Here is a 25,783-nt window from a genome sequence, read left to right on the forward strand (position 1 = left end):
CGCCTGCCAATCATGCAGAATTCATGTATCGCGCGCGATTTTTCGCGCGTGACATATGAAAAACCCTTGCAGGCGCGCGAAAAACCGTGTGTTACAAGGCCCACGAGCGATTTTCGCGCCTGATAATTGATCCCGCAAAAGCGGGGCGACAAAGAGGAATATTTGATGTCGAAACCGATGACCAAAACCCAACTGGTGACCGCTCTGGCCGAAACCATGGGTTCGGATAAGAAGACTGCATCGGCAGCTCTGGATGCGATCAGCGAAATCGTGACCAAAGAAGTGGCTGAAGGCGGCGCTGTGACGCTTCCGGGTCTTGGCAAATTCATGTGCAAAGATCGCCCCGAGCGTCAGGTCCGCAACCCCGCCACCGGCGAAACCATGACCAAACCGGCAGACCGTCAGGTGAAAGTCACCATCGCAAAAGCGCTGAAAGACTCGGTCAACGGCTAATTTCGCCGACAAACGACATCTTGGAGAGGGTCGCCGTTACTTCGCGCGGCCCTCTTTTCGTATCGGATAGGACAATCATGGATTTCCGTGCAATTTTCATGGGGCTGGCCTTTGCCCTGATGTGGTCTTCGGCCTTCACGTCCGCCCGGATCATTGTCACCGAGGCCCCGCCAATGGCGGCGCTGGCCGCGCGGTTCCTGCTGTCGGGTCTTGTCGGATGCGGACTTGCCGCCGCTTTAGGCCAGAGCCTGCGGCTCAGTGCCGCCCAATGGCGCGGCGTGATCATCTTCGGCCTGTGCCAGAACGCGATCTATCTGGGGCTCAATTTCATCGCCATGCAATGGGTGGGGGCCTCGGTTGCCTCGATCATCGCCTCGACCATGCCGCTGATCGTGGCCGGACTGAGCTGGATCGTATTGCGTGACCGGATGAAGCCGCTCGGTCTTGCCGGTCTGGTGCTTGGCATTCTGGGAGTTGCCATCATTATGGGCGCGCGTCTTTCGGGCGGGATCAGCCCGATGGGAGTGGCATTGTGCTTTGCGGGCGCAATGGCGCTGGCCGTGGCGACCTTGGCCGTGCGCGGCGCGACCTCGGGGGGCAATGTGCTGATGACCGTCGGCTTGCAGATGTTTGTCGGAGCCATTCCGCTCAGCCTGCTTTCGGCCTTCTTCGAGCCGCATGATATCATCTACACACCGAAACTGGTGATCGCCTTTCTGTATACCGCCTTGGTGCCCGGTGTTCTGGCGACGTGGGTCTGGTTCCTTCTGGTCGAGCGTCTGGGCCCGATCAAGGCGGCCACATTCCACTTCCTGAACCCCTTCTTCGGCGTCGCACTCGCCGCGATCATCCTGCACGAACCTCTGGGCTTGGGCGATTTCATCGGTGTGGCCGTGATCACGCTGGGCATTATCGCCGTGCAATATTCCAAACGCAGCCCCTCGCAACTGAAGCTGACCCCCAGCACCACCCAAGAGCCCGCCCCCTCTGGCCACTAGGGGCTTGGCCCTGCAGGCGGTCGCGCCAGAGGGGCTGGCAGGCGCGGGCGTCCGCTTTCCGCCCCTCGCAGAACAGAACCGGCGGGCTTATTTCAGGATGGCGCGCAACCGTTCCAGCGCGGCATCGGCCTTGGCGGCAGACTCGGCCAGCCCGTCGGCCACATCACCGCGCAGATCGTCCGTCATACTGTCGCGGCGCAGGATCTTGGCACCGGACCGCGTCACCGATGTCAGATTGGCCAGCGTATGCGCGATGTCCCGCAATTCCTCGCGCAGGTCGGTTTCGGTCCGCCTGCTGATATCCGTGCGCTTGGCACAGATCAGGATATGCTGGATCCGGTTGTCACGATCTTGCAGCGGCATCATGGTGACATCCCAATGGGTGGCATATCCCGGCCCGTGCCAAACCGTCTGGAAACCGCTCCGCTGCCCCTGAAACGCCAGATCGACACAGCTCCGCGCGGTCGCCCCGTCCGGACCCTCAAGTACATCGGCCCAAGCCTGCGTACAGATCTCGACAAATCCGGTATCCCCCAACAAGACCCCATGCCGATGGGCGGCCACGATAAGGTTCTGCCTGTCGAGGATCAGCGCACAGGTCTCTGCCGGCGGCGTCGCATCCGTACCGGATGTCTCGACCTCGGTATATTCGGCAGGGGCCGAAAATCCCTGCGCCTGCAGAAATTCCTTTACCAACAACATAGGCTTGTTCCGCTGAAATCATCGTTCTGCGGCCAGTATCGGAAAATCAGGCCTTTTCATCAATAATTTTCTATAGTTTCAGCCCAATACGTTAGGACAAAAACAAGAGATATCGAGCAGGGCGGGAACCGAATCCGCTGGCAGGTGTTGTTAGCTCAAACGCAGTTAGCTTGGAGTAGTAACATGGCCGGACTTGGTTGGATTGCAGCAATTATCGTGGGTGGCCTCGCCGGATGGATCGCTGAGAAGCTGATGCATTCGAATATGGGCCTGCTGATGAATATCGTTCTGGGCATCGTTGGTGCCGTTGTTCTGAACTTCATCCTGTTCGCCATTGTCGGCACCACGATGGGCGGCTGGATCGGTCAGCTGATCGTTGGTGTGATCGGCGCCTGCCTGCTGATCGGCGGCTATCGCATGATCCGCCGCGCCTAAACGCGCCCCGCCTTCATTGTCTCGGAAAAGCCTGGCCCTCTTGGGTCAGGTTTTTTCGTTTGACGCGACGGGCTGCGCTTTCTAAGCGAGAGAAAAAGGAGCGCGCCCCGATGAGTGACAAACCCGTATCCGACAAATCTGTCGAGCCCCCGAAAAAGCCCAAACGCCCGCAGGAGGTCTATACGCTGGTCGTCGAGGTCGGGCGCTGCGCCAATGACGGCCTGCCCAAAGGGGCAACAGGCGGGGCGCTGATGTGCTTTGCCTCGGGGGTCGACGAGGCCGAAGCCGTGCGCGAAACCGTGGCAATCCTCAAACAGGCCGAGCTGGCCCCGCTGGATGTGAACAGCTACGGCACCTTGGCCGAGCGCGAGAAACAGGGCCATGAGGTGGGCGAGGACGAGCGCGCCCTGATGCAGCGGGCTCTGGACGAGAATTCGGTTATCGTTGCGCAGATGACCCCGTTCTTCAAAGACAGCTAAGCGCCCCATACCGGACCTGCGCCCGACTGACGGGAAACGGGTGGCAAGAAGCTGCTGCCCGTCCTGCTCTTTCACGCGGGCTCACAGCGGCTTGATTGCAACCCAACGGCGTCCTGCTACACTGGTCACAAAGGCGGCATATAAGCCGCGTGTTCGAGCAGAAAAAGGGACGCCCATGTTTCGTGCCGCTAAAGTGACTTTCATCTCTCTGATGGCTCTGACCAGCCTGTCGGCCTGTGCGGGGCCGGTCGATGTCTCGCCGCGCCCGATGGTGCGGGGGGCGGATCCGGTGGCAGATCCGGTGCCGGATACTGATCCGGCCACGCAGGCCCGTTTTCAGGCTTGGGTCAATAATTTCCGCAGCCGTGCCCTGTCGAGCGGGATTTCCGAACGCACATGGGACCGCGCCACCCGTGGCATCAAATATAACCCCAAAGTGATCGAGCGCGACCGCTACCAGTCCGAGTTCACCAAATCCATCTGGGACTATCTCGACAGCGCGGTCTCCGATACCCGCATTGCCAATGGCCGTGCGGTTCTGGCGCAAAACCGTGCCGCGCTTGACAAGATCGAAGCGCGCTACGGGGTGCCCAAAGAGGTCGTCGTGGCCGTATGGGGGATGGAATCCAATTACGGGGCCAATCGCGGCAAAATGGCTGTGGTGTCCTCGCTGGCGACGCTGGCCTATGATGGCCGCCGTGGCGAGTTTTTCGCCAAACAGCTGATTGCGGCGCTGCAAATCATCGATGCGGGGGATATCGATGCCGACCACATGACCGGCTCTTGGGCGGGGGCGATGGGCCATACCCAGTTCATCCCCACCTCCTATCTCAGCTATGCGGTTGATTTCACGGGAGATGGCCGCCGTGACATCTGGTCGAACGACCCGACCGACGCCTTGGCCTCGACCGCGTCCTATCTGGCGAAATCCGGCTGGCAGCGCGGGCAGGAATGGGGCCGCGAAGTGGTGCTGCCCGCAGGTTTCAACTATGGCCTGACGGGCAAGGGAACGCGCAAGACGGCAGCGCAATGGGCGGCACTTGGCGTGCGTGATGCGCAGGGCCGCGCGCTTCCCGATATGGGCGCCACCTCGATCATCGTGCCGGCAGGGGCCAAGGGACCGGCCTTCCTGATTTCGGGCAATTTCCGTGCGATCCTGCATTACAACAATGCCGATAGCTACGCGCTGGGGGTGTCGCATCTGGCGGACCGGATCGCGGGCAAGGGGCCCTTCGTGCGGGATTGGCCGCGCACCGGAAAACCGCTGAGCGAGGCCCAGAAGATCGAACTGCAAGAGCGCCTGACCGCGCGCGGTTTCGACACGCAGGGCACCGACGGCAAAATCGGAGCCAATACCACCGAGGCAATCGTTGCCTACCAGCGCTCGGCGGGTCTGGCACCGGACGGGTATCCGACATTGGAACTCTTGCAGACCCTGCGCTAACGCGCTTTCATGGCGGGACCAGTTAGGAGCCCCGCCATGACGACCCAGCTAGAGACCGCTTTCGCCGCCATTGATGCCGCAAATGCGCAAGACCCCAATCTGGAGGACGGCCAGCCTGCCGCCCTGCTATACGGTCAGCGCATGAGCGCCGAGCAGGCGGCGCTGTGTCCCCATGCCTCGGACCGCCTGAAAATCGCGGCGCGGGGCCAGCATATCGAACGCTGGACATTGCCGCGCGACACCTATCCACAAGGTCGTGCAGGCTATCTGGAATGGCGTCGCGAACAGGGCCGCAGGCATGCCGCCCGTGTGGGGGCGATCATCGCAGAGGCGGGCTATGGGGCCGAGGATGTCGCGCAGGTCGAAAAGATGCTGCGCAAGGAAGGGATCAAGCGCGACACGGAAGTGCAGGCGCTGGAAGATATCATCTGCTTTACCTTCATCCGCCATTATCTGGGCGGGTTCGCGCAGACCCAAGAGACGGAGCAGCTTCTGGAGATCGTCCGGAAAACTGCGCGTAAAATGTCGCCCGAGGCGCGCGAGAAAGCCCTTGCCACATTCGAGATGCCCGAGGCCTTCGCGGCAGCCTTTGCCTGAGGCTTTGCCCCGGATTTTGCCCTGACTTTATCAGATGATGTCGCCAGAGCCGGAGCCGTTCGCGGAAAGCCGCTTCCGGTCTGCCCCCTATCTGGGCGTGGCAAACGTACGGCTGTTTACGAAAACAGCCCCCGAAGAGATCTTCGGGGGCTGTCTGGCAGAATGGCAGCCCTGAGGGGCTGCACCGGAAGTCAGTCGCGCAGCAACTCGTTCACGCCGGTTTTCGAACGGGTCTTTTCGTCCACACGTTTCACGATCACGGCGCAATAGAGGCTGACGCCGTTTTTCGACGGCATGGAGCCCGAGACGACCACCGAATAGGGCGGCACTTCGCCATACATCACTTCGCCGGTTTCACGGTCCACGATCTTGGTCGACTGGCCGATATAGACGCCCATGCCCAGCACCGAGCCCTCGCGGACGATCACGCCCTCGACAACCTCGGAGCGCGCACCGATGAAGCAGTTGTCCTCGATGATGGTCGGACCCGCCTGCATGGGTTCCAGCACGCCGCCGATGCCGACGCCGCCCGACAGGTGCACGCCCTTGCCGATTTGTGCGCAGGAGCCGACGGTCGCCCAAGTATCGACCATGGTGCCTTCATCGACATAGGCGCCGAGGTTCACGAAAGAGGGCATCAGCACCACGCCCTTGGCGATAAAGGCAGATTTGCGCACGACGCAGTTGGGCACGGCGCGGAAGCCTGCGGCCTTCCACTGGTTCTCGCCCCAGCCTTTGAACTTGCTGTCGACCTTATCCCACCAGCCGCTGCCTTGCGGGCCGCCTTCGTGGATTTCCATGTCTTTCAGGCGGAAGCCCAGCAGCACGGCTTTCTTCGCCCATTGGTTCACATGCCAGTTGCCGTCTGCCTGCTTTTCGGCCACGCGCAGCTTGCCCGAATCCAATGCGTTCAGGGTATCGGTGATCGCCTCGCGGGTCTCGCCGGTGGTTGCGGGCGTGATCGTGTCGCGGGTTTCCCAGGCGGCTTCGATGGCCGCTTCAAGCTGTGCATTCGACATGGTCTTCTCCAAGCATTTCGATTGAGACCCGTAATGCCAGTGCTTTCGGAATTTCTCAATGCAAAACCTGTTTTATGGGAGTCTGGCAGAACCGCGACAAAGCGCATAGGTTCGCCGAAATTCAGAAACAGGAGTTTTCATGGCCAGCGAACACGACCCCGCCTTTCAGGAGCCGCATAATTCGACGCTGCGCGACAGTGTCGAGGATGCCCGCTCTGCCGAGCGTGTTCCCGACACGCCGCAGACCCGCTCGCCCGCCTACAAGCTGGCCTTCACCGATAAAGACTTCCTGATGCGCGAAGAGCTGCGGCCCGTGCGCCTGCAGCTTGAACTGCTCAAGCCACAGCTCATCATGGATGAACGTGGCATCGAATCGACGGTGGTCATGTTTGGCGGTGCACGCATTCCCTCGCCCGAAAAGAAAGACACCGCCAAGACACCGCAACTGGCCGAGCTGACAAAATATTACACCGAGGCCGAACGGTTTGCCGAACTGGTCACCGCCCGTTCGCTCGAGGCCTATGGCCGCGAGCTGGTGGTCTGCACGGGCGGCGGCCCGGGGGTGATGGAGGCCGGCAATCGCGGTGCGCATAAAGCGGGCGGGGAATCTATCGGGCTGAATATCCTGTTGCCGCATGAACAGGCCCCCAATGCCTATGTCACCCCTGCCCTGTCCTTCAACTTCCACTATTTCGCCATCCGCAAAATGCACTTCCTGATGCGCGCCGCGGCGATCGTGGTCTTTCCGGGGGGCTTCGGGACATTGGACGAGATGTTCGAAAGCCTTACCCTGATCCAGACCCGACGGATGAAACGGGTGCCGGTCATCCTGTTCGGCCGTGAATTCTGGCAGAAGATCATCAACTGGGAGGCGCTGGCCGAGGCAGGCACCATCGCGCATGAGGATCTGGATCTGGTGCGCTTTGTCGAGACGGCAGAAGAGGCGATGGCCGTGCTGGAGGCTTTCCACCCCGAGTGTGAATGCTGACCCCGCCTAAAGGGTCAGCGCCTCGGCACTGACTTCGGCAAGCTGCGCGCGATCCTCCCGACAGGCGCGCGCAGCCGCCACCAACGCCCGAAACAGCGCGCGCTGACGGCGGGCATAGGTGAGATATTCGGGATGCCATTGCACCCCCAAGGCAAAGGGATCGGCGATCCGTTCAATGGCCTGCACCATTCCCGAGGGGTCGCGCGCCGCCACCACCAGCCCCTCTCCCAGACGGTCCACGGCTTGACTGTGCAACGCGTTCACCCGCATCGGCGCCGCCCCTGTCAGCTGGGCCAGTCGGGTGCCCGCAATCACCTGCACATCCTTCTTGGGCAAGAGCGTCGAATATTTGCGCGCGCCATAATGGCTGTAGGCATCCTGATGCAGCGTGCCGCCCAGTGCCACATTCAGCATCTGCGACCCGCGGCAAATGCCCAAAACCGGCTTCCCCAGATCGAAGGCCTGCGCCACCACCCCCGCCTCGAGCCTATCGCGCGCGGGGTCCAGCACGGCCGTTGTGACCAGCTCTCCGCCATAAAGCTCGGGCGAGATATCATCCCCGCCGCCCACGATGACACCGTCCACCTGCGTTGCATCGGCCTCGCCCCGCGTGCTCCAGCGCACCGAACGTCCCCCCGCCAGCCAGACCCCGAAGGCGATGAACGGAAAGACCCGCCAGCCGGTTTTCACCGAAGTGGTGACCCCGATCACAGGGCGCATCCCGCGGCTCATCCGATCAGATCCGCATCGCGCAGGATGCGCCCGACATGTTCGGGCCAGCCCAGACCAAGGAAGTTCATGCCGCTATGCTCGGCGGGCCAGTCACGGCAAAGCTGCCGCAGCACCGCTTCCTTGCTGGCCACCTGTTCGACGAGCCACCAGCGGCGCCATTCGTAATCCAGCGACCATTGCGGGTCCGAGATACGGCAATCGGGCAGCCGGAAGTGGAAAGCGGGGCGCGGATTGACCGTGCCGCCCTTGCCATCGCTTGCGGCAATGATCTCGGGATGCAGCTCGACAAAGACCGGCAGCATATCCAGCCCGTGATTGCGCGACAAAGTGGCCTCGCGATAGGCGCGGATCACATCGGGCAGGGAAGCCTCCGGCCCGAGTTCCACCAGATGGCGCACCAGCTTTTCGGGATAGCGGTCGGTAAAGGGCAAAGCCTGCCGCGTCATCTCGATGGGAAGCGCCCGCCGCATCCACGGTTCAAGCAGCGCATAGGCCAGAAGCGGGCGCACCACATGGTCCGGCCCCGCAATCGAGGGGTTAAAATGCACGCCAAAGCCGTAAAAGGCGCTGGCTTCGCTGCCCAATGCCCCGCGCTCGCGCAGCGTTGTCAGAAAGGTGGAAAGATCGGCAAGCTGCTCCAAAGTCAGCGGCTGGGTCACGATCTCGACCGGAAGCACCTCGCGCCCGAGCCGCATCCCGAGATCGCGCAGCGGACCGGAAAGCGATTTGCGCAACGCGATGTCCAGATAGATATCCAGATCACCGATCCGCGTGCCACGCACCTTCCAGTCATCCCCTTCGGCGCGCTGAGCCGTGCCGCCCAGAAAAGTGGCGGCAAGTCGGGCCGTTTCCGCCTCGTCCAGACCGGCAAATTCCACCTCGACGCCGATACGGCGCGGGGTGCCATCCGGTCCGGTCCTATTGGGCAGCGGGGCAAAACGCTCTGGCGCGGCGATCCTTATATCGGTCATTCTCGTCTCCGTCCTATCCGGTGAACGCATCCCATCACGGAAACGTTCCCCAGATGTGACCGCCTTGCGCAACGCGGGCTTTCGACACCGGTCGCGGAGAAAGCGTCAGGGACGGGGCGTCAGTATCGCAAGGGATCGTGGCCGCAATTCATCAAAGCATAGCGCCAAGCGGCCTGCTGCGACAGATCTGCCGGACGGCCTGCCGCCAAGGTCCGCTCGATATCAAAGGTGATCTCGCGCATCTTGCTCCATTCGGCGGCGGTCAGATCGGTGGGCTTGAGGCGCGCAAGCTCCAGCACCTTCAGCGCCGTCAACTGGCCGTTCTGCCCCAGCATCGCACAGGCGCTGCGGCTTTCCTCGGTGTCCAGCCATGCTTCCAGCTCGGCCGGTTTCATATTCATCAGGTCATGCCAATCATCAAGAATGTCGCGTTGTTCATCCTGCGTCATGATGCCCCCCAGGTCAGGAATTGATCTGGAAAGAACGCCGCGCCGCAGCATCCGGTTCCCGAAAAGTTTACGGAACCGTCACAATGCAAAAGGCCGCCCCGAAGGGCGGCCCGAAGGCTTACAGACCGGCCTCGGATTCGATGTCCTTGCGGGACTTCCGCGCCCGTTCGGTGGCGGATTTCAACTGGCCACAGGCGGCCATGATATCCTCGCCACGCGGGGTGCGGATCGGCGAGGCATAGCCCGCTTTATAGATGATATCCGCGAACCGCTCGATCCGCTCCCAATCCGAGCGCTGATAGGGCGCGCCGGGCCATTCGTTGAAGGGGATCAGGTTGATCTTGGCGGGAATGCCCCTGATCAGCTTGATCAGACGGCGTGCATCCTCGTCGGTGTCATTCACATCCTTCAGCATCACATATTCAAAGGTGATGCGTTCCGAATTCGACAGGCGCGGGTAATCGCGCAGCGCGTTCAGCAGCGCCTCGATATTCCAGCGCTTGTTGATCGGCACCAGCTTGTTGCGCACCTCGTCGGTGGTGGCGTGGAAGCTGATCGCCAGAAGGCAGCCGATCTCTTCGGCGGTCTTGGCAATCTCCGGCACCACGCCCGAGGTCGACAGCGTGATCCGGCGACGCGAGAGCGACAGCCCCTCACCATCCATCACCACTTTCATCGCATCGCGGACGTTATCGAAGTTATAGAGCGGCTCGCCCATGCCCATCAGCACGACGTTCGACACAAGACGCTGTTCGTTCTTGGGCGAGTTCTGCTCGGGCCATTCGCCAAGATCGTCGCGCACCAGCATCAACTGGCCGACAATCTCGCCTGCGGTCAGGTTGCGCACCAGTTTCTGCGTGCCGGTATGGCAGAAGGAGCAGGTCAGCGTGCAGCCCACCTGAGACGACACGCACAGCGTCCCGCGCCCCTCTTCGGGGATATAGACGGCCTCGACCTCATGCCCGCCCTGAATACGCAGCAGATATTTGCGGGTGCCATCCTCCGAGATCTGACGCGTCACCACTTCGGGCAGGCGGATCTCGAACTTGGCCTCCAGCATCTCGCGGTAGGCTTTGGCCAGATTGGTCATCGCGTTGAAATCGCGCACGCCCCAGTAATAGACCCATTGCCAAATCTGGCCTTCACGCATCTTCGCCTGCTTCTCGGGCGTGCCAGCCTCGATGAGCGCCGCGCGCAGCTGCGGGCGGGTGAGGCCAACAAGATTGATCTTGTCGGAAGAGAGGTCTCTACGCGGGATCGTCAGCACGTCCTGCGTGATCGGTGCGGATGCGTCGGTCATGGCGATTTCCTGAAAATGAGTGGCCCCTATACAGGATTCGGCGCAAAATTCAAATAGCAAAGGCGCACAGGCCCAGCGCATCGGTCCCCGGGCCGCAAACCGGCGTGGTTATCGCCCCTGCAACTGTCCAACGACGGGCCAATGTCACCTGCGCCCGCCCTCCGGCTTCAGCCCTGCCGAGGAGGGATCAGGCCCCTGAGCACATCGCGCAACATGGCCTTTTGCGCAATCTCCAGCCGCACCGGAAGCGTCAGCACCTGCGGTCGGAAACTTGCCGGAAGGCGCACGGCGTCCTTTTCCGTGGTGACAAGCTGCAGTCCGGACTGTCTCGCCTCCAGCTCCAACCGCGACAGAAGCTGTCGGGTAAAGGGCTGGTGGTCATCCAGCGCCTCGCACCGCTGAAGATCCGCACCGAGGCCGCGCAGCGTGTCGAAAAACTTCTCGGGATGCCCGATGCCGGCAAAAGCAAGGCAGGCCAGCCCCTGCCAGTCCATGCCGGTGGCCAGAGGTTGCAGACTGGCCTTGAGATGCGGACAGGGCAAGGCATCGCCCCAAAGGGTCTGGAACCGCATCTGGGCCGCCTCGTTCCCGATCGACATCAGCAGATCCGCGCGCGCAAGCCCCGTTGCAACAGGTTCGCGCAAAGGGCCTGCAGGCAGACAGCGACCATTGCCGAAGCCCTTATGGGCATCCACCACCACGATCGTCAGATCCTTGACCAAGCCGGGATTCTGGTGACCGTCATCAAGCAAGATGACATCCGCACCCGCAGCTTCGGCGGCCTCGCCCCCACGGGCGCGGTCTTTTGAAACCCATGTCGGGGCAAAGGCGGCCAGTAGCAGAGGCTCGTCGCCCACCTCCGCCGCCTGATGGCGATCGGGATCAACCTGCACGGGCCCCTCCAGATGCCCCCCGTGCCCGCGGCTGACAATATGCGGGGTCAGCCCTTCCTCCTGCAGCATCTGCGCGATGGCGATGGTGGTCGGGGTCTTCCCCGTGCCGCCCGCATTGATATTCCCGACACAGATCACCGGCACCGAAAGGTGAACGCCCCTATGCGCAAGACGCTTCTGTGTGGCTTTCGCGGTCACATGTCCTAACGGGGCCAGCAATCTTGCCATAAGGCTTGGCTGTGAAGGGGCGCTATACCAGAAGGCGGGCGGGCGCATGGGTGGCTCCGATCATGACAGGGAATTAGGGCGCGGCGGGAAGGGCCTGATGGATGGCATCGATCAGGGCTTCTATCGCGCCCGCACCAGCGGTTTCAACATCCCAGGCATTGCGGGCCAGAAAGGCGGCGCGATGCGGGGCAAGCAGGTCGATCACCGCTTCGGACAGATCGTCCTTCGAGGTCAGGCGCTTGCTGGCCTGACCGGCCTGAAGCTCGTGATAGGCGGCCTCGAAGGCGCCGGTATCCGGCCCGTGCAGCACCGCCGAGCCAAGAGCGGCGGCCTCCATAGGCGAGCGCGGCGCGCGCGACTGGCCACTGAAGGTGCCGCCGATATAGGACAGCGGGGCCAGCCGGTACCACAAGCCGTAATCATCGGGGTCATCGGCAATGAAGACCTGCGTATGCGGGTCCGGCTCGCCCTCCAGAGAGCGCCGCGCGACATGCCAGCCCTCATCCGTCAGCCTCTGCGCCAGCTCCACGGCATCGCCGGAACTGTCGGGGGCCAGAAACAGCAGCAGCCGGTGGGCATGGCGCAGGGCCTGCATATGGGCCTCAAGCACCATGTCCATCTCGTCCTCGGGCACCGAGGTCGCAAACCATGTGGGGCGGTTTTGCAAAAGATCGCCCATCGCCACCAGCTCTTTTCCGGAACAGCTTAACGGCGGCGGCGGCAGCGACAGCGGGCCGCAGGCGATCAGCCGGTTCGGATGCGCGCCGAGGCCGATCAGATGCAGGTTTTCCTCGGTGGTCTCGGTCAGAATGGTATGGACCATGCGCAGCAGCCGCGCGGCATAGGCGGTTCGGGGATGGTGCCCGCCCGCCAGAATGATCGGGATCGCGTGGCTATGCGCCCCCGAAATCAGCGCAGGCGGCAGATCCTGCCCGATCAGCAGCACCAGATCGGGCGCCCAGACCGTGAGCGCGGCGTGGATATCGGCATTGGTATCGGGCGGATCGGGAAAGGGATGGCATTCCCGCGGCAGCGCCACACGATCCAGCAAAGTCGCAGGACCTGTCACGATAAACGGACGGTCCGCCAGACGCCCGATCAGCATCTGCAGCACAGCTTCGATATGGGGAAGGGAGGAAACGCCCGACAGCCGGACCCAGATGGGTGGCTTCGTGCGGCCTGCAACGGGCGTCAGACGCTCGGGCAGGGCAGATGGCCGGTTCAGCCCCGACAGTTTCAGGTGCAACCAGAGCGGAACCGGCATGATAGGGTATCAGAACCCGAGTTCGGCGGTCGGCGCCGCTTCCATTTCTTCATCGCGCAGGCGATGGAGATGCGCGATGAAATAACGCATATGGGCGTTATCCACGGTGCGCTGCGCTTCGGCTTTCCAAGCGTTGAAAGCTTCCGCATAATTGGGATAGATCCCGACGATGTGGATGTCTTTTACGTCGCGAAAGACGGTCTTCTGCGGATCGATGAGTTCGCCGCCGAACACGAGATGCAGACGTTGCGTCGGAGATTTGGGCATTTCGATGAACCTCTCTTGTGAGAATGGCGCGACCCTAGGCCAAGCGCGCGCGCTTCTCAAGGTATGCAGCGCATTTGGTTGCTTTTCAAATGCGTGAGCAAGAGATACCTAATTGCCATGACACAGACACTTTCCCAGATCTACGAGGCCCGCGTGGCCGAGGGCACCCTGCGTGGCGATGATGCGCAGCGCGCCGTATTACCGCTTCTGGAGCGCGTTCGCCGCGATCTGGAAACCCTCCCCGAGACCCCGCCCAAAGCCGGATTTTTCGGTATGTTCGGCAAAAAAGCCGCGCCGCCGCAGATCAAGGGCTTGTATCTTTGGGGCGGCGTAGGACGCGGGAAATCCATGCTGATGGACCTGTTCTGCGAGGCGGTCACAGCGCCCAAGCGCCGCGTGCATTTCCACGCCTTCATGCAGGAAGTGCAAAACGACATCGAGAAAGCGCGCAAGGCCAAGGTCGAGGATGCGATCCAGCCGGTGGCAAAACGAATCGCTTCCGAGCTGAAACTGCTCTGTTTCGACGAGATGCAGATCACCGATATCGCCGATGCGATGATCGTGGGGCGGCTGTTCGAGTTGCTGTTCGAAGCGGGTGTCGTGGTGGTGACCACCTCGAACCGCGTGCCCGAGGATCTGTATAAGGACGGGCTTAACCGCCAGCTTTTCCTGCCCTTTATCGCGATCCTGCGCGACAAGCTGGAGGTGCACGAGATCATCTCGGTCAATGACTACCGCCAGAACCGTCTGTCGGGGCAGCAGGTCTATTTCACCCCCGCCGACCGTGAAGCCAAGACGCAGATGGACAGCCTTTGGGCTGAACTGACCGGCGGCCATGACGAGAAACTGTCTCTGGCCCATAAGGGCCGCGAAATCACGTTGCCGCATTACCACAATGGCGTGGCGCGCGCGTCGTTCTGGGATCTATGTGCCGCAAATTTGGGCGCTGGCGACTATCTGGTTATCGCCGAAAATGTTCGCGTTTTGTTTTTGGACGGGATTCCCAGTCTGGATTCATCTAAATTTAACGAGGCTAAGCGTTTTGTAACCATGATCGATGCGCTCTACGAGGCGAAGGTCCGGCTGATTGCCTCTGCAGCAGCCGAACCCGAACATCTCTATAACGAGGGCACCGGCAGTTTCGAATTTGAACGCACCGCCTCCCGTTTGCGCGAAATGCAGGCCGCGGATTGGGGGCAAGACCACGGAGACTGAGATGCAGGCCCTAGAGCGCGATATTTCCCGGATCGAAGAGATCGAAGCGGTTGCCCGAGATCTGAAACGCGCTCTGAACCTGTTACCCGGCTGGGCGGGCACCCGTGTGGAAGAGGTGCTGCGCCTGACCCCAGACCGCGCCGTGGCGGTCATCCGCCGCCGCGACGAAAGCTTTGTGCTCAAGCAGTTCTTCGGTGACAAGGGCCCTGCCCGCGCCACCCTGATGGCCGAGGCTCTGGGCCATGCGGGCCATATGCAGGACGGGGCGCATCGGGTGGTGGCGCTGGTGGCCTCTTTCGCCTCGCAGGGCATGATCATCATGGGCCGCACCCCCGGTCTCCGGCTGGATCGCGTCCTCAAAGATGCCGCCCCCGATATGCGGCTGCGGCTGGTCGGGGCGGCGGGACACTGGCTGGCACGCTACACCGCGCCCACCCGCGAAGAAGGCCGGTTCTACGCCACTTTCTGGCTGCGCCAGATCGAGGACCTTCCGCACCGGCATATGCAGGGCGAGGCGCGCAGGCTATCGGGCGAAATCCTCGACAAACTGGCCCGTATGGCGCCCGATCTGAATGGCAAGATGGTGCTGCGCGCCCGCAGCCACGGAGATTTCGTCGACCGCAACCTGAATGTCGCCCCTGACGGTAAAACGCTCTGGGGCTTCGATATCGACCGGTTCCCGCTCCTGCCGATTGCCCGTGATATGGCACGTTTCCTCAGCTGGCGGGCGAGCGACCGCGCGGAGCATCTGGGGCGCGCCGGCCTGCCGGTCGACGAGGTTACGGCCATGTCGGCAAGCGATGTCCTGCCGCAGGCCGAATGGCAGGACATGGTGCCCTTCTTCGCGGGCGAGACATTGGTCCGCCGGTTTGCCGACCGCCTCGGCGACGCGGACCGCCTGATCCCCGTCGCTAAGGCGTGGCTTGGCTGATCGGCGCGGCCCTCAGCTTCTGGGCATCTGGTCAAGGATCTCGCGTACGCGCGGGATCACCTTCGTGCCGTAAAGCTCGATATTGCGCAGGATGGCCGAGGCTTTCTGCGGACCCGAGCTGTATTTCAACTGGAACCGGCTCAGCCCCAGCGTCGCCACTGTCGAGGCGATTTTCAACGCGACCGTCTCGGGCGCGCCGACATAAAGCGAGCCATGTTCGATTTCGCGCAGGTAATCCTCGCGCCGCAGCGGCGGCCAGCCCCGCGAGGCGCCAATCGACGCATGCATCTTCTGGTAGCCCTCGAAATAGGTCTCGCGGGCAAGCTCGTCGGTTTCGGCCACAAAGCCCGGACTATGCACGCCGACCTCTTTCGGCGTGGTCCCCATCTGCGCATGGGCGCGGCGATACAGATCCACCAGTGGCGCAAAGCGCGCAGGCGCACCGCCGATGATCGCCACCAGCAGCGGCAGATCATGCGCCGCCGCCGAGACGATACTCTCGGGCGAGCCCCCCACACCGCGCCATGTCCGGATGGGAACTTCGGGGCGCGGATGGACCATGGCGTTTTTCAGGGCAGGCCGGAAGCGGCTTTCAAAGCTCACCTTCTCGTTGCGGATCAATGTGACGAACTGTTCGAACTTCTCGTCAAACAGCGCCTCGTAATCCTCCAATGCGAAACCGAACAGCGGAAAGCTCTCGGTAAAGGACCCGCGGCCAAGGGTGACTTCGGCGCGCCCCTGCCCGAAAGCATTCATGGTGGAAAACCGCTGGAACAGGCGGATCGGGTCGTCCGAGCTGAGCACCGTCACCGACGTTCCGACCTTGATACGCGAGGTCTGTGCCAGAATGGCCGACATGATCGGCTCCGGCGAGGAGATCGCGAAATCGGGGCGGTGATGCTCGCCCAGACCAATGAAATCGGCCCCCGCCTCTTCGGCCAGAACCCCTTCGGCCACGGTATTGCGGATCACCTGCGCCGGCGACAACCGCTCGCCGCTATCGTCGGTCGTGATATCCCCGAATGTATCGAGGCCAAGTTCGAGATGGGTCATGAAAGGCTCCTTCGCTGGAGCACAATCTAGGCAAAACGGGGCCAGCTCCCCAGCCCCTTTCCCGCACAGACCCTGTTCAAAAAGATCAGCCGTTCTCGCGCAGCACAGCGCCCGCCAGATAGAGCGAGCCGCAGATCAGCACCCGCGCATGGGGATCTTTCGCGACAATATCCGCCAGAGCCTGCGCAACCGTCTCTGCCTCGGCCACATGGGCAAAGCCCGCGCGGGTGGCCGCCTCTGCGGTGGCCTCTGCCGGAAGGGTATTGGCCTCACCGGGGATGGACACAGCCGTCAGGCTCCGGGCGCGCTTGGCCAGCGGATGCAGATACCCCACGATATCCTTGGTATTCAACATGCCGCAAATCAGATGCGTAGGGCGGGCGGGCAGGCGGTCCAGCGTTGCCGCAATCACCGCGCCTGCGGCAGGGTTATGCCCGCCATCCAGCCACAGCTCCGCACCTTGCGCGGCCTCGACCAGAGGGCCGGTCTTCAGCTTCTGCATCCGTGCGGGCCACTCGGCCTGTGTCACCGCCGCCTCACAGGCGGCCTCGTCACAGCCAAGGAAACGCAGCGCCGTCAGCACGGCGCCTGCATTCATCACCTGATGCGGTCCGGGAAGATTGGGCAGCGGCAGATCCAGCAGGCCGGTCTCGTCCTGATAGACCAGACGCCCCGCCTCTTCGCGCACATGCCACTGCTGGCCATAGGCCAGAACCGGCGCGCCCAGACGCGCGGCGCGGGCCTCGATGACCTCCAGCGCCTCGTCATGCTGCGGGCCGATGATCACCGGAACCCCGCGCTTGATGATGCCCGCCTTCTCGGCGGCAATCTCGGCCAGAGTCTCGCCCAGATATTGCTGGTGGTCCAGATCGACAGGCGTGATGATCGACAGCGCAGGCGTGATCACATTGGTCGCATCCAGCCGTCCGCCAAGCCCCACCTCCAGCAGCGTGTAATCCGCCGGATGGCGCGAAAAGGCCAGAAAGCCCGCACAGGTGGTGATCTCGAAAAAGGTGATATTCCCGCCGTTGTTGCGGGCCTCGCATTCATCCAGCATGGCAGAAAGCTCGGCCTCGGAAATCAGCTCTCCGGCCAGACGGATGCGCTCGTGAAAGCGCGCCAGATGCGGTGAGGTATAGGCATGGACCGACTTGCCCGCCGCCTCGAGCCCCGCGCGGATCATGGCTTGGGTGGATCCCTTGCCATTGGTCCCCGCAATATGGATCGCGGGCGGAATCTTGTCCTGCGGCTCGCCCAAAGCGGTCAGCAGACGCTCCATCCGGTCCAGCGTCAGATCGATGATCTTGGGATGCAGCCCCATCAGACGCTGCAGGATGATATCGGACGTGTCCCTCATGAAAGCCCCCTCAGGCATAGGCAATCAGGGTGCGCCAATGGCGCATCCCTGCGCGGGGGCGGGGGCTCGATGCCCGCGGCGCCGCGACCCGCCGATATCGTGCAAACGCCGGGTCGCTCCGGCGCGACAGGTCAACCCTTGGCGTCCGCCGCAGGCTGGGGCGCGGCTTTGGCGGCGGCAGGCGCCTCCTCAGCCACTTCAGGCACCTCTGCCTTGATTTCCGGCGCAGGCAGATCGGCGGCAATCGCAGGCGGCATGTTCATCATCATACGGATGATGGTGATCAGTTCCTCACGCAGCTCCTTGCGGGGCGTCACGCGGTCCAGCATACCGTGATCCAAGAGATATTCGGCGCGCTGGAAACCCTCGGGCAGCTTCTCGCGGATGGTCTGCTCGATCACACGCGGGCCTGCAAAGCAGATCAGCGCATTGGGCTCGGCAATCTGCACATCGCCCAGCATCGCATAAGAGGCCGTCACCCCACCGGTGGTCGGATGGGTCAGCACAACAATATAGGGCAGGCCCGCTTCGTGCAGCATATCCACAGCCACAGTCGTGCGCGGCATCTGCATCAGCGACAGAATCCCCTCCTGCATCCGCGCACCACCGGCGGCCGAAAACAGCACCAGCGGGCGGCCCAGTTTCACCGCGCGTTCGGCTGCGGCCACAATCGCATTGCCGACATACATCGACATCGACCCGCCGATGAAGCTGAAATCCTGCGCCGCCGCCACGATGGGGGTGCGACCGATCTCGCCCTCGACCACCAGCATGGCTTCTTTCTCGCCGGTATTCTTCTGGGCGGCTTTCATCCGCTCGGGATATTTCTTCTGGTCCTTGAAATGCAGCGGATCGACGATCGGCTCCGGCACTTTCACCTCGGTGAAGATGCCACCGTCAAACAGCGCCTCGAAGCGCCTGCGGGGGCTGATCGCCATGTGGTGGCCGCAATTCGTGCAAACATTCAGGTTCTGAGCCAGTTCGCGGTGAAACAGCATGGACCCGCATTCCGGACATTTCGTCCAGAGATTTTCCGGGATCTCCCGGCGCGAGAAAAGCGAATTGATCTTCGGGCGGACGTAGTTCGAGATCCAGTTCATGTTCTTGCGGCCCCTTTGGCTCCTATTGCGGTCCAGATAAGACGGGTCGCGAAGAAATGCAATCAACCAGCGTTCAAACCCGCAGGCTCAGGCGGATCAAAAGCCATGAAACCGTAATTGACGCACCATCGACCAGCATTGCTGGGGCGATTGTGTTAAAATCTTGGAGGTTCGCCACAATACTGAACAGGGCAACCCCGTCGATATGGCCGTAATAGCTGACCAGCAGGATCGCCGAGAGGTTATTGACCAAATGGAAGGCCAGCGCCGCGCCCAGATTGCCGGTCCGTGCGGTCAGATCCGAGGCCAGAACACCGTAGAACGCCGCCCAGATCACCGGCCACAGCGCCTGTGCGCCATAGGTGCCCGCGTCGTAATGCAGCACCCCGAACAGGATCGATGGCCCCCCCATGCAGATCAGGACATTGTTGTTCGACCACGCGCCCAGCTGCTGCATCAGAAAGCCGCGAAACAGCACTTCCTCGGAGCAGATCTGCACGAAGACAAGCGGGATAACCACAGGCCACCACGGCAGCGCCGCCGACAGCGCCGTGGCATGGCCGACATCCGGTGCCCGTGAACCGATCCACGCCATCACCACCCCCAACGCCAGCAGGGGCCAGAAGGCACGGCGGAAATCGGCCCCCCATCCGGCGCCGAACAGGCTGTTGGCGGGGCGTTTGCACAGATATTGCGTGACAATCAGCACGCCAGCCACAAGCGGCAGAAAGCTTGCCAGCAGCACGGTGACGCCAAAGGGGCTGGAGCCGGTGGCAATTTCCTGCAACCGGAAAACCTGCGCCATCCCCGTCATATGGGCGAGGCTCATCCCGATCAGGGTCGAGGCCCCCAGCGCATAGATCGCCATAATCGCGAGAATCCCGACAAGGCTGCGCCAGAGTTCGGCGGTGGCACGGGCGGGGGCGGTGTAGCTGGCAAGCAGGGGATAATGGGGCACGTCAGATCCGGGCGGTTACAGAATATGCCGCACAGTAAGAGCTTTGCGCGGCCTTGTCATCAAACGCTCTTTCGGGTTGCGCCTCTTTACATTCCCTGCCGGCCGGCAGACAGTCGCGATCCTGTTTTTCCCACATCCATACGGCCTTAGGGAGGTTCCTGTGTTTGAAGTCTCGTTCGATCTGGCCATGCTGCTTTTGGGAGCCGCTTTTCTGGCGGGGTTTGTGGATGCCATTGCCGGAGGGGGCGGGCTGATCACCGTGCCGATCCTGATCATGGCAGGGGCCTCGCCGCTACAGGCGCTGTCCACCAATAAGGTGCAGGGCGTCTTCGGAGCCGCCACCGCGGCTTTATCCTATGCCGGATCGGGGCATGTGAATTTGCGGACACAATGGAAGGCGGCGCTTTTGTCGGGCTGTGCGGGTCTGCTGGGCGCAGTCCTTGTGTCGAAGATCCCGACCGACGGGCTGCGTTATGCGCTGCCGGTGATCCTGATCGCGATTGCCGCCTTTTTCGCCTTCCGTCCGGGCCTGGGGGACGAGGACCGCGCCCAGCGTATGCCCCCCGCCACCTTCACCGCCTTCATCGTGCCCCTGATCGGCTTTTACGATGGCCTGATCGGCCCCGGCACGGGGAGCTTTTTCATGATCGGCTTCGTGATGCTGGCGGGCTATGGCGTGCTGAAGGCCACCGCCCATACCAAGCTTCTGAATTTCGCCTCCAATACCGGCGGGCTGATCGGCTTTGCCGCGATGGGTGCCCCTTGGTGGATCATGGGGCTCTCGATGGGCGTGGCGCAGATTTTCGGGGCGCGGCTGGGCTCGCATATGGCCATGAAAAACGGGGCCCGACTGATCCGCCCGCTGCTGGTGGCCACCTCGAGCCTGCTGGCGCTGAAGCTTATCTGGGATCTGCTGTAACGCCCGCGCCCTCCAGCTCGTAAGGCAGGGCAAATTCCTCCAGCCTGTGGCGCAGCTGCGCGTGATCACATTCGGGGGCGGTCCGGATATGCGCCACAAGCCCGCGCCTGCGGTCCTGACGCACCTCCGCGACATGCGCTGCCAGTCCGGCTTCGGCCAGAACATCCGAAAGCACGCGCTGGATCGCCCGACGCCGGAGTTCGGGCTTGAAGATTTTGCCCACCGCCGTCTTCGGCAGTTCCGGCAGGATTTCGATATGTTTGGGAATGGCGGCGCGTTCATGGACATGCTCGCGCAGATAGGCCATCAGCTCGGCCTCGCTGACCTGATGGCCCTGACAGAGTTCGACATAGACACAGGGCAATTCGCCCGCAAAGGCATCCGGCTGGCCGATGGCACCGGCATTGGCAATCGCGGGGTGGCGGGCCAGCGGCTCTTCGATCACCGCAGGGTCGATATTATGCCCACCGCGAATGATCAGATCCTTTGCCCGCCCCGTGATCCAGAGATAGCCATCGGCATCGATACGCCCCAGATCACCGGTGCGCAGGAAGCCGTCTTCGGTATGGCGGGCCTCGCCATTGGGGCAGGCATCCTGTGCCACCCCGGGATTGCGCACACAGATCTCGCCGATCTCGTCCACGGCACAGGCGATCTCGTCCCCGTATTCCTGACGCCGGATACTGACCTGCGTATAGGGCATCGCAATACCGATAGAGCCGATCTTCTTGACCCCGTCGGGCGGGTTCACGGCCACCAGACAGGTGGCCTCGGTCAACCCGTAGCCTTCGGCGATCTCGACCCCCGTGGCGGCGGTGAAGCGGTGATAGAGCTCGCGCGGCATCGGCGCCGAGCCCGAGATCGCGATCCGCAAAGACGAGATATCAGCATCGACCTTGCGCTGCATCAGCGCCGAACAGGCCGTGGGCACGGTGATCAGGAAGGTCACCTTCCAGCGTTCGATCAGCTTCCAGAAATTGTCGAACACCCCTGTCCCGCGATAGCCCGCGGGCGTGGGGTAAATGACATGCGCGCCGCTGGCGATGGCCGACATCAGCACCGGATAGGCCGCAAAAACATGGAACATCGGCAACGGACACAGCAGCACATCCTCTTCGGTGAACAGAAGATGCCCGCCCAACCAGCCGTTATAGATCATCCCCGAGACCCGATGCTGGGCAATCTTGGGTGCGCCCGTAGTGCCACCGGTATGGAAAATCGCCGCGATACGATCTTCGGGCGGATCATCAAAGACCAGACGGTCCGCAGGCTGGCTTGCGCAGAGGCTATGGAAATCGTGATAGCGGCGGTTTTCAAGCCGCGCCGTTTTGGGCCGCAGGAAAGGCACGGCCAGCCGTTTGACCCCGCGCAGATAGCGCGCCAGATCGATCTCGATGATATCGGTGACCTCGGGCGCATCAGCCAGGGCCTGCGCCATCTTCTGGGCGATATCGGTCTGGGGAAAGGCGCGCAGGGTGATCACCACACGGGTTCGGGTCTCGCGCAGGAGCGCCGCGATATGTTCGGCATCCAGCAGCGGGTTGATCGGAAAGATCGTCGCTGCCACCGTACCTGCCAGAAAGCTGATCACGGCTTCATTGCAATTTGGCAGCACATAGGCCACGCGGTCCTCCTGCCCGATCCCGCGCGCATGGAGCGCATTGGCCAGCCGGGTCACCGCCGCCAGAAGCGCGGCCCAGTCCAGAGTTTCGGCAGGGGCTTTAGGGGCCGAGAACAGCTGGAAGGAAATCGCCGGACGCTGCGGATGCGCCTGCGCCGTTTGCGAAAGGAAGCGGTGGATCGTGGGCGCTTTGGGACGGTCGGGCCAGGCCATCTCGGCCTCGACGGTCTGGCGATCCTCTAGGGTCTTAAAATGTCTCATCGCGCGACATCCCACTGGTCAAATAATACCCGCCTCAAGCGTGATTGTGCTGGTCTAACGAATTTGGCAGGGTAAATCCACGGCTTGCTTGCGCGCAGATGCACGGGAAATCGGAAGAATGCCTCAACAATGATGTGAAATTCATCCACAGGGGCTTTCCTGTAGGGTCAATTTTGCGCTACTATCCGCAAATCGAGTTGAAATCCGTTTCACGCTAAGAAAAAGAGCATAAGCCATTCTGGCGGGACCGAGGCACCAAGCAGCTGGAGGCTGTATCTATGATGAATTCCGTTCTGCGCACCACTGTTGCCGTGGCGATGACCTGTGCGGCCATGAGCCTGCCTGCATTGGCGCAGGAAACCACCAACCGTGTCGCTGCTGAAACCGACTGGAGCGTCTTTGTTGAAAACAGCCCGAAAGAATGCTGGGGCGTTTCGGCACCGAAGACGACCGTGAACACCAAAGACGGCAAGCCGGTTCAGGTGCGCCGCGGTGATATCCTGCTCTTCGTCACCTTCCGCCCGGGCAAACAGCCCGAAGTGTCTTTCATGGGCGGCTATCCCTTCGCAGGTGGCTCGACCGTGGATATGACCGTGGGCAGCAACACATTCAAGCTGTTCACCGATGGCGAGGGCGCATGGGCCGGTTCTCCTGACGAGGACAAGAAGATCATCGCAGCGCTGAAAGCCGGTGCCGATGTCAAGCTGACCGCCCATTCCGCGCGCGGCACGCAAACGCAGGACACCTTCTCGCTCATGGGCTTCACCGCCGCAATGGGCGAGGCGGAAAGCCGCTGCAAATAAGCGGACGCTTAAGTTAATAAAAAACGGGCCAAACGGCCCGTTTTTTATTGCCGCGATACCGGTGCGGTTTTCGCCAGACTCCAGGCACAAGCGGGCCGGTGATGTTCAGAGTGACCTGCCTGATTGAGCACATCGCACGCGGGGGCTATCTTCAGGCGCAAGAAAACCTCTGCGCTAAACCGCTATTTTCACGGGCTTTGGCCAAAGATGCCCCTCCGTACAAATAGCGGACGCCTTTCCGATGCGCAGTCCACCCGGATCGAAGCCGCCATCGCCAGCACCACGTCGCAGATCGAGGCTCTCAATACGGATCATGGCCATGACCCAGACAGTCGAGACGGGATGCGGATCACGATCATCAGCAATGTAGGGAGCCTCTTCGGAGGCCCTTCTTCGCTCCAAGGTGTTGATAGGCAACAAAAAAGCCTCCCTAGGGAGGCTCTGCGGCTCGTTCGCTAAATTTGGTTGCGGGAGTAGGATTTGAACCTACGACCTTCAGGTTATGAGCCTGACGAGCTACCGGGCTGCTCCATCCCGCGTTATTTGTGTCTGATTTGGGGGGTGTTATCGTTATAGAGATGAATGACGCTCTTTATTAGGTTTGGCGGTGACCTACTCTCCCACGTCTTGAGACGCAGTACCATTGGCGTGTTGGCCCTTAACGGCCGGGTTCGGAATGGGACCGGGTGTATAGCCAGCGCTATGACCACCAAACCGAATAAAGAGCGTCCAAGTCAAGTTGTGTTGTATGCATGATTTTGATCTGCAGGAGTGTCTGTCTACTACTGGATCAAATCAAGCCAATCGGGCAATTAGTACTGGTCAACTGAATGCATTGCTGCACTTACATCTCCAGCCTATCGACGTGGTGGTCTTCCACGGCCCTCAAGGGATACCTAGTTTTGAAGGGGGCTTCCCGCTTAGATGCTTTCAGCGGTTATCCTGTCCGGACATAGCTACCCAGCACTACCGTTGGCACGATAACTGGTCCACCAGTGGTCCGTTCACCCCGGTCCTCTCGTACTAGGGGCAACTCTTCTCAAGTATCCTACACCCACGGCAGATAGGGACCGAACTGTCTCACGACGTTCTAAACCCAGCTCACGTACCTCTTTAAACGGCGAACAGCCGTACCCTTGGGACCTGCTCCAGCCCCAGGATGAGATGAGCCGACATCGAGGTGCCAAACGGTGCCGTCGATATGGACTCTTGGGCACCATCAGCCTGTTATCCCCAGAGTACCTTTTATCCGTTGAGCGATGGCCCTCCCACTTGGGACCACCGGATCACTATGGCCGACTTTCGTCTCTGCTCGACTTGTCAGTCTCGCAGTCAGGCAGGCTTTTGCCATTGCACTCAACGACCGATTTCCGACCGGTCTGAGCCCACCTTCGCGCGCCTCCGTTACTCTTTGGGAGGCGACCGCCCCAGTCAAACTACCCGCCACACAGGGTCCCGGATCCGGATAACGGACCGCGGTTAGACATCAAGAGTGCGAAGGGTGGTATCTCAAGGATGCCTCCACCGGAACTGGCGTTCTGGTTTCAAAGGCTACCACCTATCCTGCACATCACAATCCTGATGCCAGTGTGAAGCTGTAGTAAAGGTTCATGGGGTCTTTCCGTCTAACCGCGGGTAGTGTGCATCTTGACACACAGTTCAATTTCGCTGAGTCCACGTTTGAGACAGCGGGGAGATCGTTACGCCATTCGTGCAGGTCGGAACTTACCCGACAAGGAATTTCGCTACCTTAGGACCGTTATAGTTACGGCCGCCGTTTACCGGGGCTTCAATTCAGAGCTTGCACCCCTCCTTTTAACCTTCCGGCACCGGGCAGGCGTCAGACTGTATACGTCGCCTTACGGCTTCGCACAGCCCTGTGTTTTAAGTAAACAGTCGCCACCCCCTAGTTTGTGCCCCCCACCACTAGTTGCCTAGCGATGGGGCCTCCTTCTCGCGAACTTACGGAGGCATTTTGCCGAGTTCCTTAAACGTGGTTCTCTCAAGCGCCTTGGTATTCTCTACCAGTCCACCTGTGTCGGTTTCGGGTACGGTCTTATAGAGAGGCTATTTCCAGGGACCTGTAGGCTGCCCACACAATCCGATAAGTGTGAACAACGGTTCAGATCCGTCACCATCTCACGGCCCAGGAATATTAACCTGGTTCCCATCGACTACGCCTTTCGGCCTCGCCTTAGGGGCCGGCTTACCCTGCTCAGATTAGCTTTAAGCAGGAACCCTTGGACTTTCGGCGACAGGGTCTCTCACCCTGTTTGTCGCTACTCATGTCAACATTCTCACTTCTGATCACTCCACCGGATGCCTTACAGCCCGGCTTCACAGTCA

At 61.6% G+C, this 25,783-nt stretch carries 25 protein-coding genes, 1 tRNA gene and 2 rRNA genes (1 of these 28 running past the window's edge); 11 read left to right on the forward strand and 17 right to left on the reverse strand.

Annotated features, from left to right (window positions below; translation table 11 throughout):
- The first annotated feature begins 165 nt into the window (after nucleotides 1-165).
- Both WDB86_RS09540 and WDB86_RS09545 read left to right on the forward strand, forming a co-directional pair.
- A complete protein-coding gene (locus WDB86_RS09540; RefSeq protein WP_339108692.1) occupies nucleotides 166-453 on the forward strand; it encodes an HU family DNA-binding protein in 288 nt (95 codons plus the stop codon).
- A gap of 77 nt (nucleotides 454-530) precedes the next feature.
- On the forward strand, nucleotides 531-1,451 hold the full coding sequence (locus WDB86_RS09545; RefSeq protein WP_339108691.1) for a DMT family transporter: 921 nt from the start codon (nucleotides 531-533) through the stop codon (nucleotides 1,449-1,451).
- A gap of 87 nt (nucleotides 1,452-1,538) precedes the next feature.
- Here the strand turns inward: WDB86_RS09545 and WDB86_RS09550 are convergent, their stop codons facing one another.
- Nucleotides 1,539-2,153 carry a hypothetical protein gene (locus WDB86_RS09550; RefSeq protein ID WP_406735783.1) on the reverse strand — a complete coding sequence of 205 codons (615 nt, stop codon included), beginning with the start codon at nucleotides 2,151-2,153 and terminating at the stop codon, nucleotides 1,539-1,541.
- A gap of 183 nt (nucleotides 2,154-2,336) precedes the next feature.
- Here WDB86_RS09550 and WDB86_RS09555 point away from each other — a divergent pair, with 183 nt between their 5' ends.
- The 4 genes from WDB86_RS09555 (at nucleotide 2,337) to WDB86_RS09570 (ending at nucleotide 5,108) form a co-directional block, all read left to right on the forward strand.
- The gene (locus WDB86_RS09555) at nucleotides 2,337-2,588 is read left to right on the forward strand and encodes a GlsB/YeaQ/YmgE family stress response membrane protein (RefSeq protein WP_339108689.1); all 252 of its coding nucleotides are present in this window, start codon (nucleotides 2,337-2,339) and stop codon (nucleotides 2,586-2,588) included.
- Between the two features lie 110 nt (nucleotides 2,589-2,698).
- On the forward strand, nucleotides 2,699-3,067 hold the full coding sequence (locus WDB86_RS09560; protein ID WP_339108688.1) for a hypothetical protein: 369 nt from the start codon (nucleotides 2,699-2,701) through the stop codon (nucleotides 3,065-3,067).
- A gap of 175 nt (nucleotides 3,068-3,242) precedes the next feature.
- Entirely contained in the window at nucleotides 3,243-4,511 is a 1,269-nt protein-coding gene (locus tag WDB86_RS09565; RefSeq protein WP_406721553.1) for a lytic murein transglycosylase, read from the forward strand.
- 36 nt (nucleotides 4,512-4,547) lie between these two features.
- Nucleotides 4,548-5,108, forward strand: coding sequence for a DUF4202 domain-containing protein (locus WDB86_RS09570; RefSeq protein ID WP_406735784.1), 561 nt, complete (start codon nucleotides 4,548-4,550; stop codon nucleotides 5,106-5,108).
- A 191-nt stretch (nucleotides 5,109-5,299) separates the two neighbouring features.
- On the opposite strand, the gene dapD is transcribed toward WDB86_RS09570, so the two are convergent.
- On the reverse strand, nucleotides 5,300-6,127 hold the full coding sequence (dapD, locus tag WDB86_RS09575) for a 2,3,4,5-tetrahydropyridine-2,6-dicarboxylate N-succinyltransferase (RefSeq protein ID WP_406735785.1): 828 nt from the start codon (nucleotides 6,125-6,127) through the stop codon (nucleotides 5,300-5,302).
- Nucleotides 6,128-6,266: 139 nt separating this feature from the next.
- On the opposite strand from dapD, the gene WDB86_RS09580 reads away from it, so the two are divergent.
- Nucleotides 6,267-7,115, forward strand: coding sequence for an LOG family protein (locus WDB86_RS09580; protein WP_339108684.1), 849 nt, complete (start codon nucleotides 6,267-6,269; stop codon nucleotides 7,113-7,115).
- A 6-nt stretch (nucleotides 7,116-7,121) separates the two neighbouring features.
- Here WDB86_RS09580 and WDB86_RS09585 read toward each other — a convergent pair whose 3' ends face one another.
- The 7 genes from WDB86_RS09585 to WDB86_RS09615 form a co-directional block, all read right to left on the reverse strand.
- Complete coding sequence (locus tag WDB86_RS09585) at nucleotides 7,122-7,847, reverse strand: gamma-glutamyl-gamma-aminobutyrate hydrolase family protein (RefSeq protein ID WP_339108683.1); 726 nt, start codon at nucleotides 7,845-7,847, stop codon at nucleotides 7,122-7,124.
- Nucleotides 7,844-8,818 carry an amidoligase family protein gene (locus tag WDB86_RS09590; protein ID WP_406735786.1) on the reverse strand — a complete coding sequence of 325 codons (975 nt, stop codon included), beginning with the start codon at nucleotides 8,816-8,818 and terminating at the stop codon, nucleotides 7,844-7,846. Before WDB86_RS09590 ends, WDB86_RS09585 begins: the two co-directional genes overlap by 4 nt.
- Nucleotides 8,819-8,937: 119 nt before the next feature.
- On the reverse strand, nucleotides 8,938-9,267 hold the full coding sequence (locus WDB86_RS09595; RefSeq protein WP_339108681.1) for a DUF3140 domain-containing protein: 330 nt from the start codon (nucleotides 9,265-9,267) through the stop codon (nucleotides 8,938-8,940).
- 118 nt (nucleotides 9,268-9,385) lie between these two features.
- Nucleotides 9,386-10,567 (reverse strand): 23S rRNA (adenine(2503)-C(2))-methyltransferase RlmN, encoded by a 1,182-nt coding sequence (rlmN, locus tag WDB86_RS09600; protein WP_406735787.1) that lies wholly within the window; start codon nucleotides 10,565-10,567, stop codon nucleotides 9,386-9,388.
- A 167-nt stretch (nucleotides 10,568-10,734) separates the two neighbouring features.
- Entirely contained in the window at nucleotides 10,735-11,736 is a 1,002-nt protein-coding gene (gene lpxK, locus WDB86_RS09605) for a tetraacyldisaccharide 4'-kinase (protein WP_339108679.1), read from the reverse strand.
- Nucleotides 11,737-11,761: 25 nt separating this feature from the next.
- Complete coding sequence (locus tag WDB86_RS09610) at nucleotides 11,762-12,952, reverse strand: 3-deoxy-D-manno-octulosonic acid transferase (RefSeq protein ID WP_406735788.1); 1,191 nt, start codon at nucleotides 12,950-12,952, stop codon at nucleotides 11,762-11,764.
- A gap of 9 nt (nucleotides 12,953-12,961) precedes the next feature.
- Nucleotides 12,962-13,219 carry a DUF4170 domain-containing protein gene (locus WDB86_RS09615; RefSeq protein ID WP_339108677.1) on the reverse strand — a complete coding sequence of 86 codons (258 nt, stop codon included), beginning with the start codon at nucleotides 13,217-13,219 and terminating at the stop codon, nucleotides 12,962-12,964.
- A 117-nt stretch (nucleotides 13,220-13,336) separates the two neighbouring features.
- Between WDB86_RS09615 and zapE the strand changes: the two genes are divergently transcribed.
- Nucleotides 13,337-14,434 (forward strand): cell division protein ZapE, encoded by a 1,098-nt coding sequence (gene zapE / locus WDB86_RS09620; protein ID WP_339108676.1) that lies wholly within the window; start codon nucleotides 13,337-13,339, stop codon nucleotides 14,432-14,434.
- Between the two features lies 1 nt (nucleotide 14,435).
- Entirely contained in the window at nucleotides 14,436-15,365 is a 930-nt protein-coding gene (locus WDB86_RS09625; protein ID WP_406735789.1) for a hypothetical protein, read from the forward strand.
- Between the two features lie 12 nt (nucleotides 15,366-15,377).
- Here WDB86_RS09625 and WDB86_RS09630 read toward each other — a convergent pair whose 3' ends face one another.
- The 4 genes from WDB86_RS09630 to WDB86_RS09645 form a co-directional block, all read right to left on the reverse strand.
- A complete protein-coding gene (locus WDB86_RS09630; protein ID WP_406735790.1) occupies nucleotides 15,378-16,418 on the reverse strand; it encodes an LLM class flavin-dependent oxidoreductase in 1,041 nt (346 codons plus the stop codon).
- Nucleotides 16,419-16,503: 85 nt separating this feature from the next.
- The gene (locus tag WDB86_RS09635) at nucleotides 16,504-17,775 is read right to left on the reverse strand and encodes a bifunctional folylpolyglutamate synthase/dihydrofolate synthase (protein ID WP_406735791.1); all 1,272 of its coding nucleotides are present in this window, start codon (nucleotides 17,773-17,775) and stop codon (nucleotides 16,504-16,506) included.
- Between the two features lie 131 nt (nucleotides 17,776-17,906).
- Nucleotides 17,907-18,875, reverse strand: a complete 969-nt coding sequence (gene accD / locus WDB86_RS09640) for an acetyl-CoA carboxylase, carboxyltransferase subunit beta (RefSeq protein WP_406735792.1) — start codon at nucleotides 18,873-18,875, stop codon at nucleotides 17,907-17,909.
- A 73-nt stretch (nucleotides 18,876-18,948) separates the two neighbouring features.
- Entirely contained in the window at nucleotides 18,949-19,833 is an 885-nt protein-coding gene (locus WDB86_RS09645; protein WP_406735793.1) for a lysostaphin resistance A-like protein, read from the reverse strand.
- A 160-nt stretch (nucleotides 19,834-19,993) separates the two neighbouring features.
- On the opposite strand from WDB86_RS09645, the gene WDB86_RS09650 reads away from it, so the two are divergent.
- A complete protein-coding gene (locus WDB86_RS09650; RefSeq protein ID WP_339108670.1) occupies nucleotides 19,994-20,752 on the forward strand; it encodes a TSUP family transporter in 759 nt (252 codons plus the stop codon).
- Here WDB86_RS09650 and WDB86_RS09655 read toward each other — a convergent pair.
- Complete coding sequence (locus tag WDB86_RS09655; RefSeq protein ID WP_406735794.1) at nucleotides 20,733-22,634, reverse strand: acyl-CoA synthetase; 1,902 nt, start codon at nucleotides 22,632-22,634, stop codon at nucleotides 20,733-20,735. The genes WDB86_RS09650 and WDB86_RS09655 overlap by 20 nt on opposite strands.
- 281 nt (nucleotides 22,635-22,915) lie before the next feature.
- Here WDB86_RS09655 and WDB86_RS09660 point away from each other — a divergent pair, with 281 nt between their 5' ends.
- Nucleotides 22,916-23,437, forward strand: coding sequence for an invasion associated locus B family protein (locus WDB86_RS09660; protein WP_406721625.1), 522 nt, complete (start codon nucleotides 22,916-22,918; stop codon nucleotides 23,435-23,437).
- A gap of 462 nt (nucleotides 23,438-23,899) precedes the next feature.
- Here the strand turns inward: WDB86_RS09660 and WDB86_RS09665 are convergent.
- The 3 genes from WDB86_RS09665 to WDB86_RS09675 all read right to left on the reverse strand — a co-directional run.
- Nucleotides 23,900-23,976 (reverse strand) — tRNA-Met (locus WDB86_RS09665).
- Nucleotides 23,977-24,036: 60 nt separating this feature from the next.
- Nucleotides 24,037-24,151: ribosomal RNA gene (rrf, locus tag WDB86_RS09670) — 5S ribosomal RNA — on the reverse strand.
- 77 nt (nucleotides 24,152-24,228) lie between these two features.
- Nucleotides 24,229-25,783, reverse strand: a 23S ribosomal RNA gene (locus tag WDB86_RS09675); it runs 1,276 nt beyond the window's last position.

The sequence above is a fragment of the Thioclava sp. GXIMD4215 genome (assembly GCF_045291555.1).
Taxonomy (GTDB): domain Bacteria; phylum Pseudomonadota; class Alphaproteobacteria; order Rhodobacterales; family Rhodobacteraceae; genus Thioclava; species Thioclava litoralis.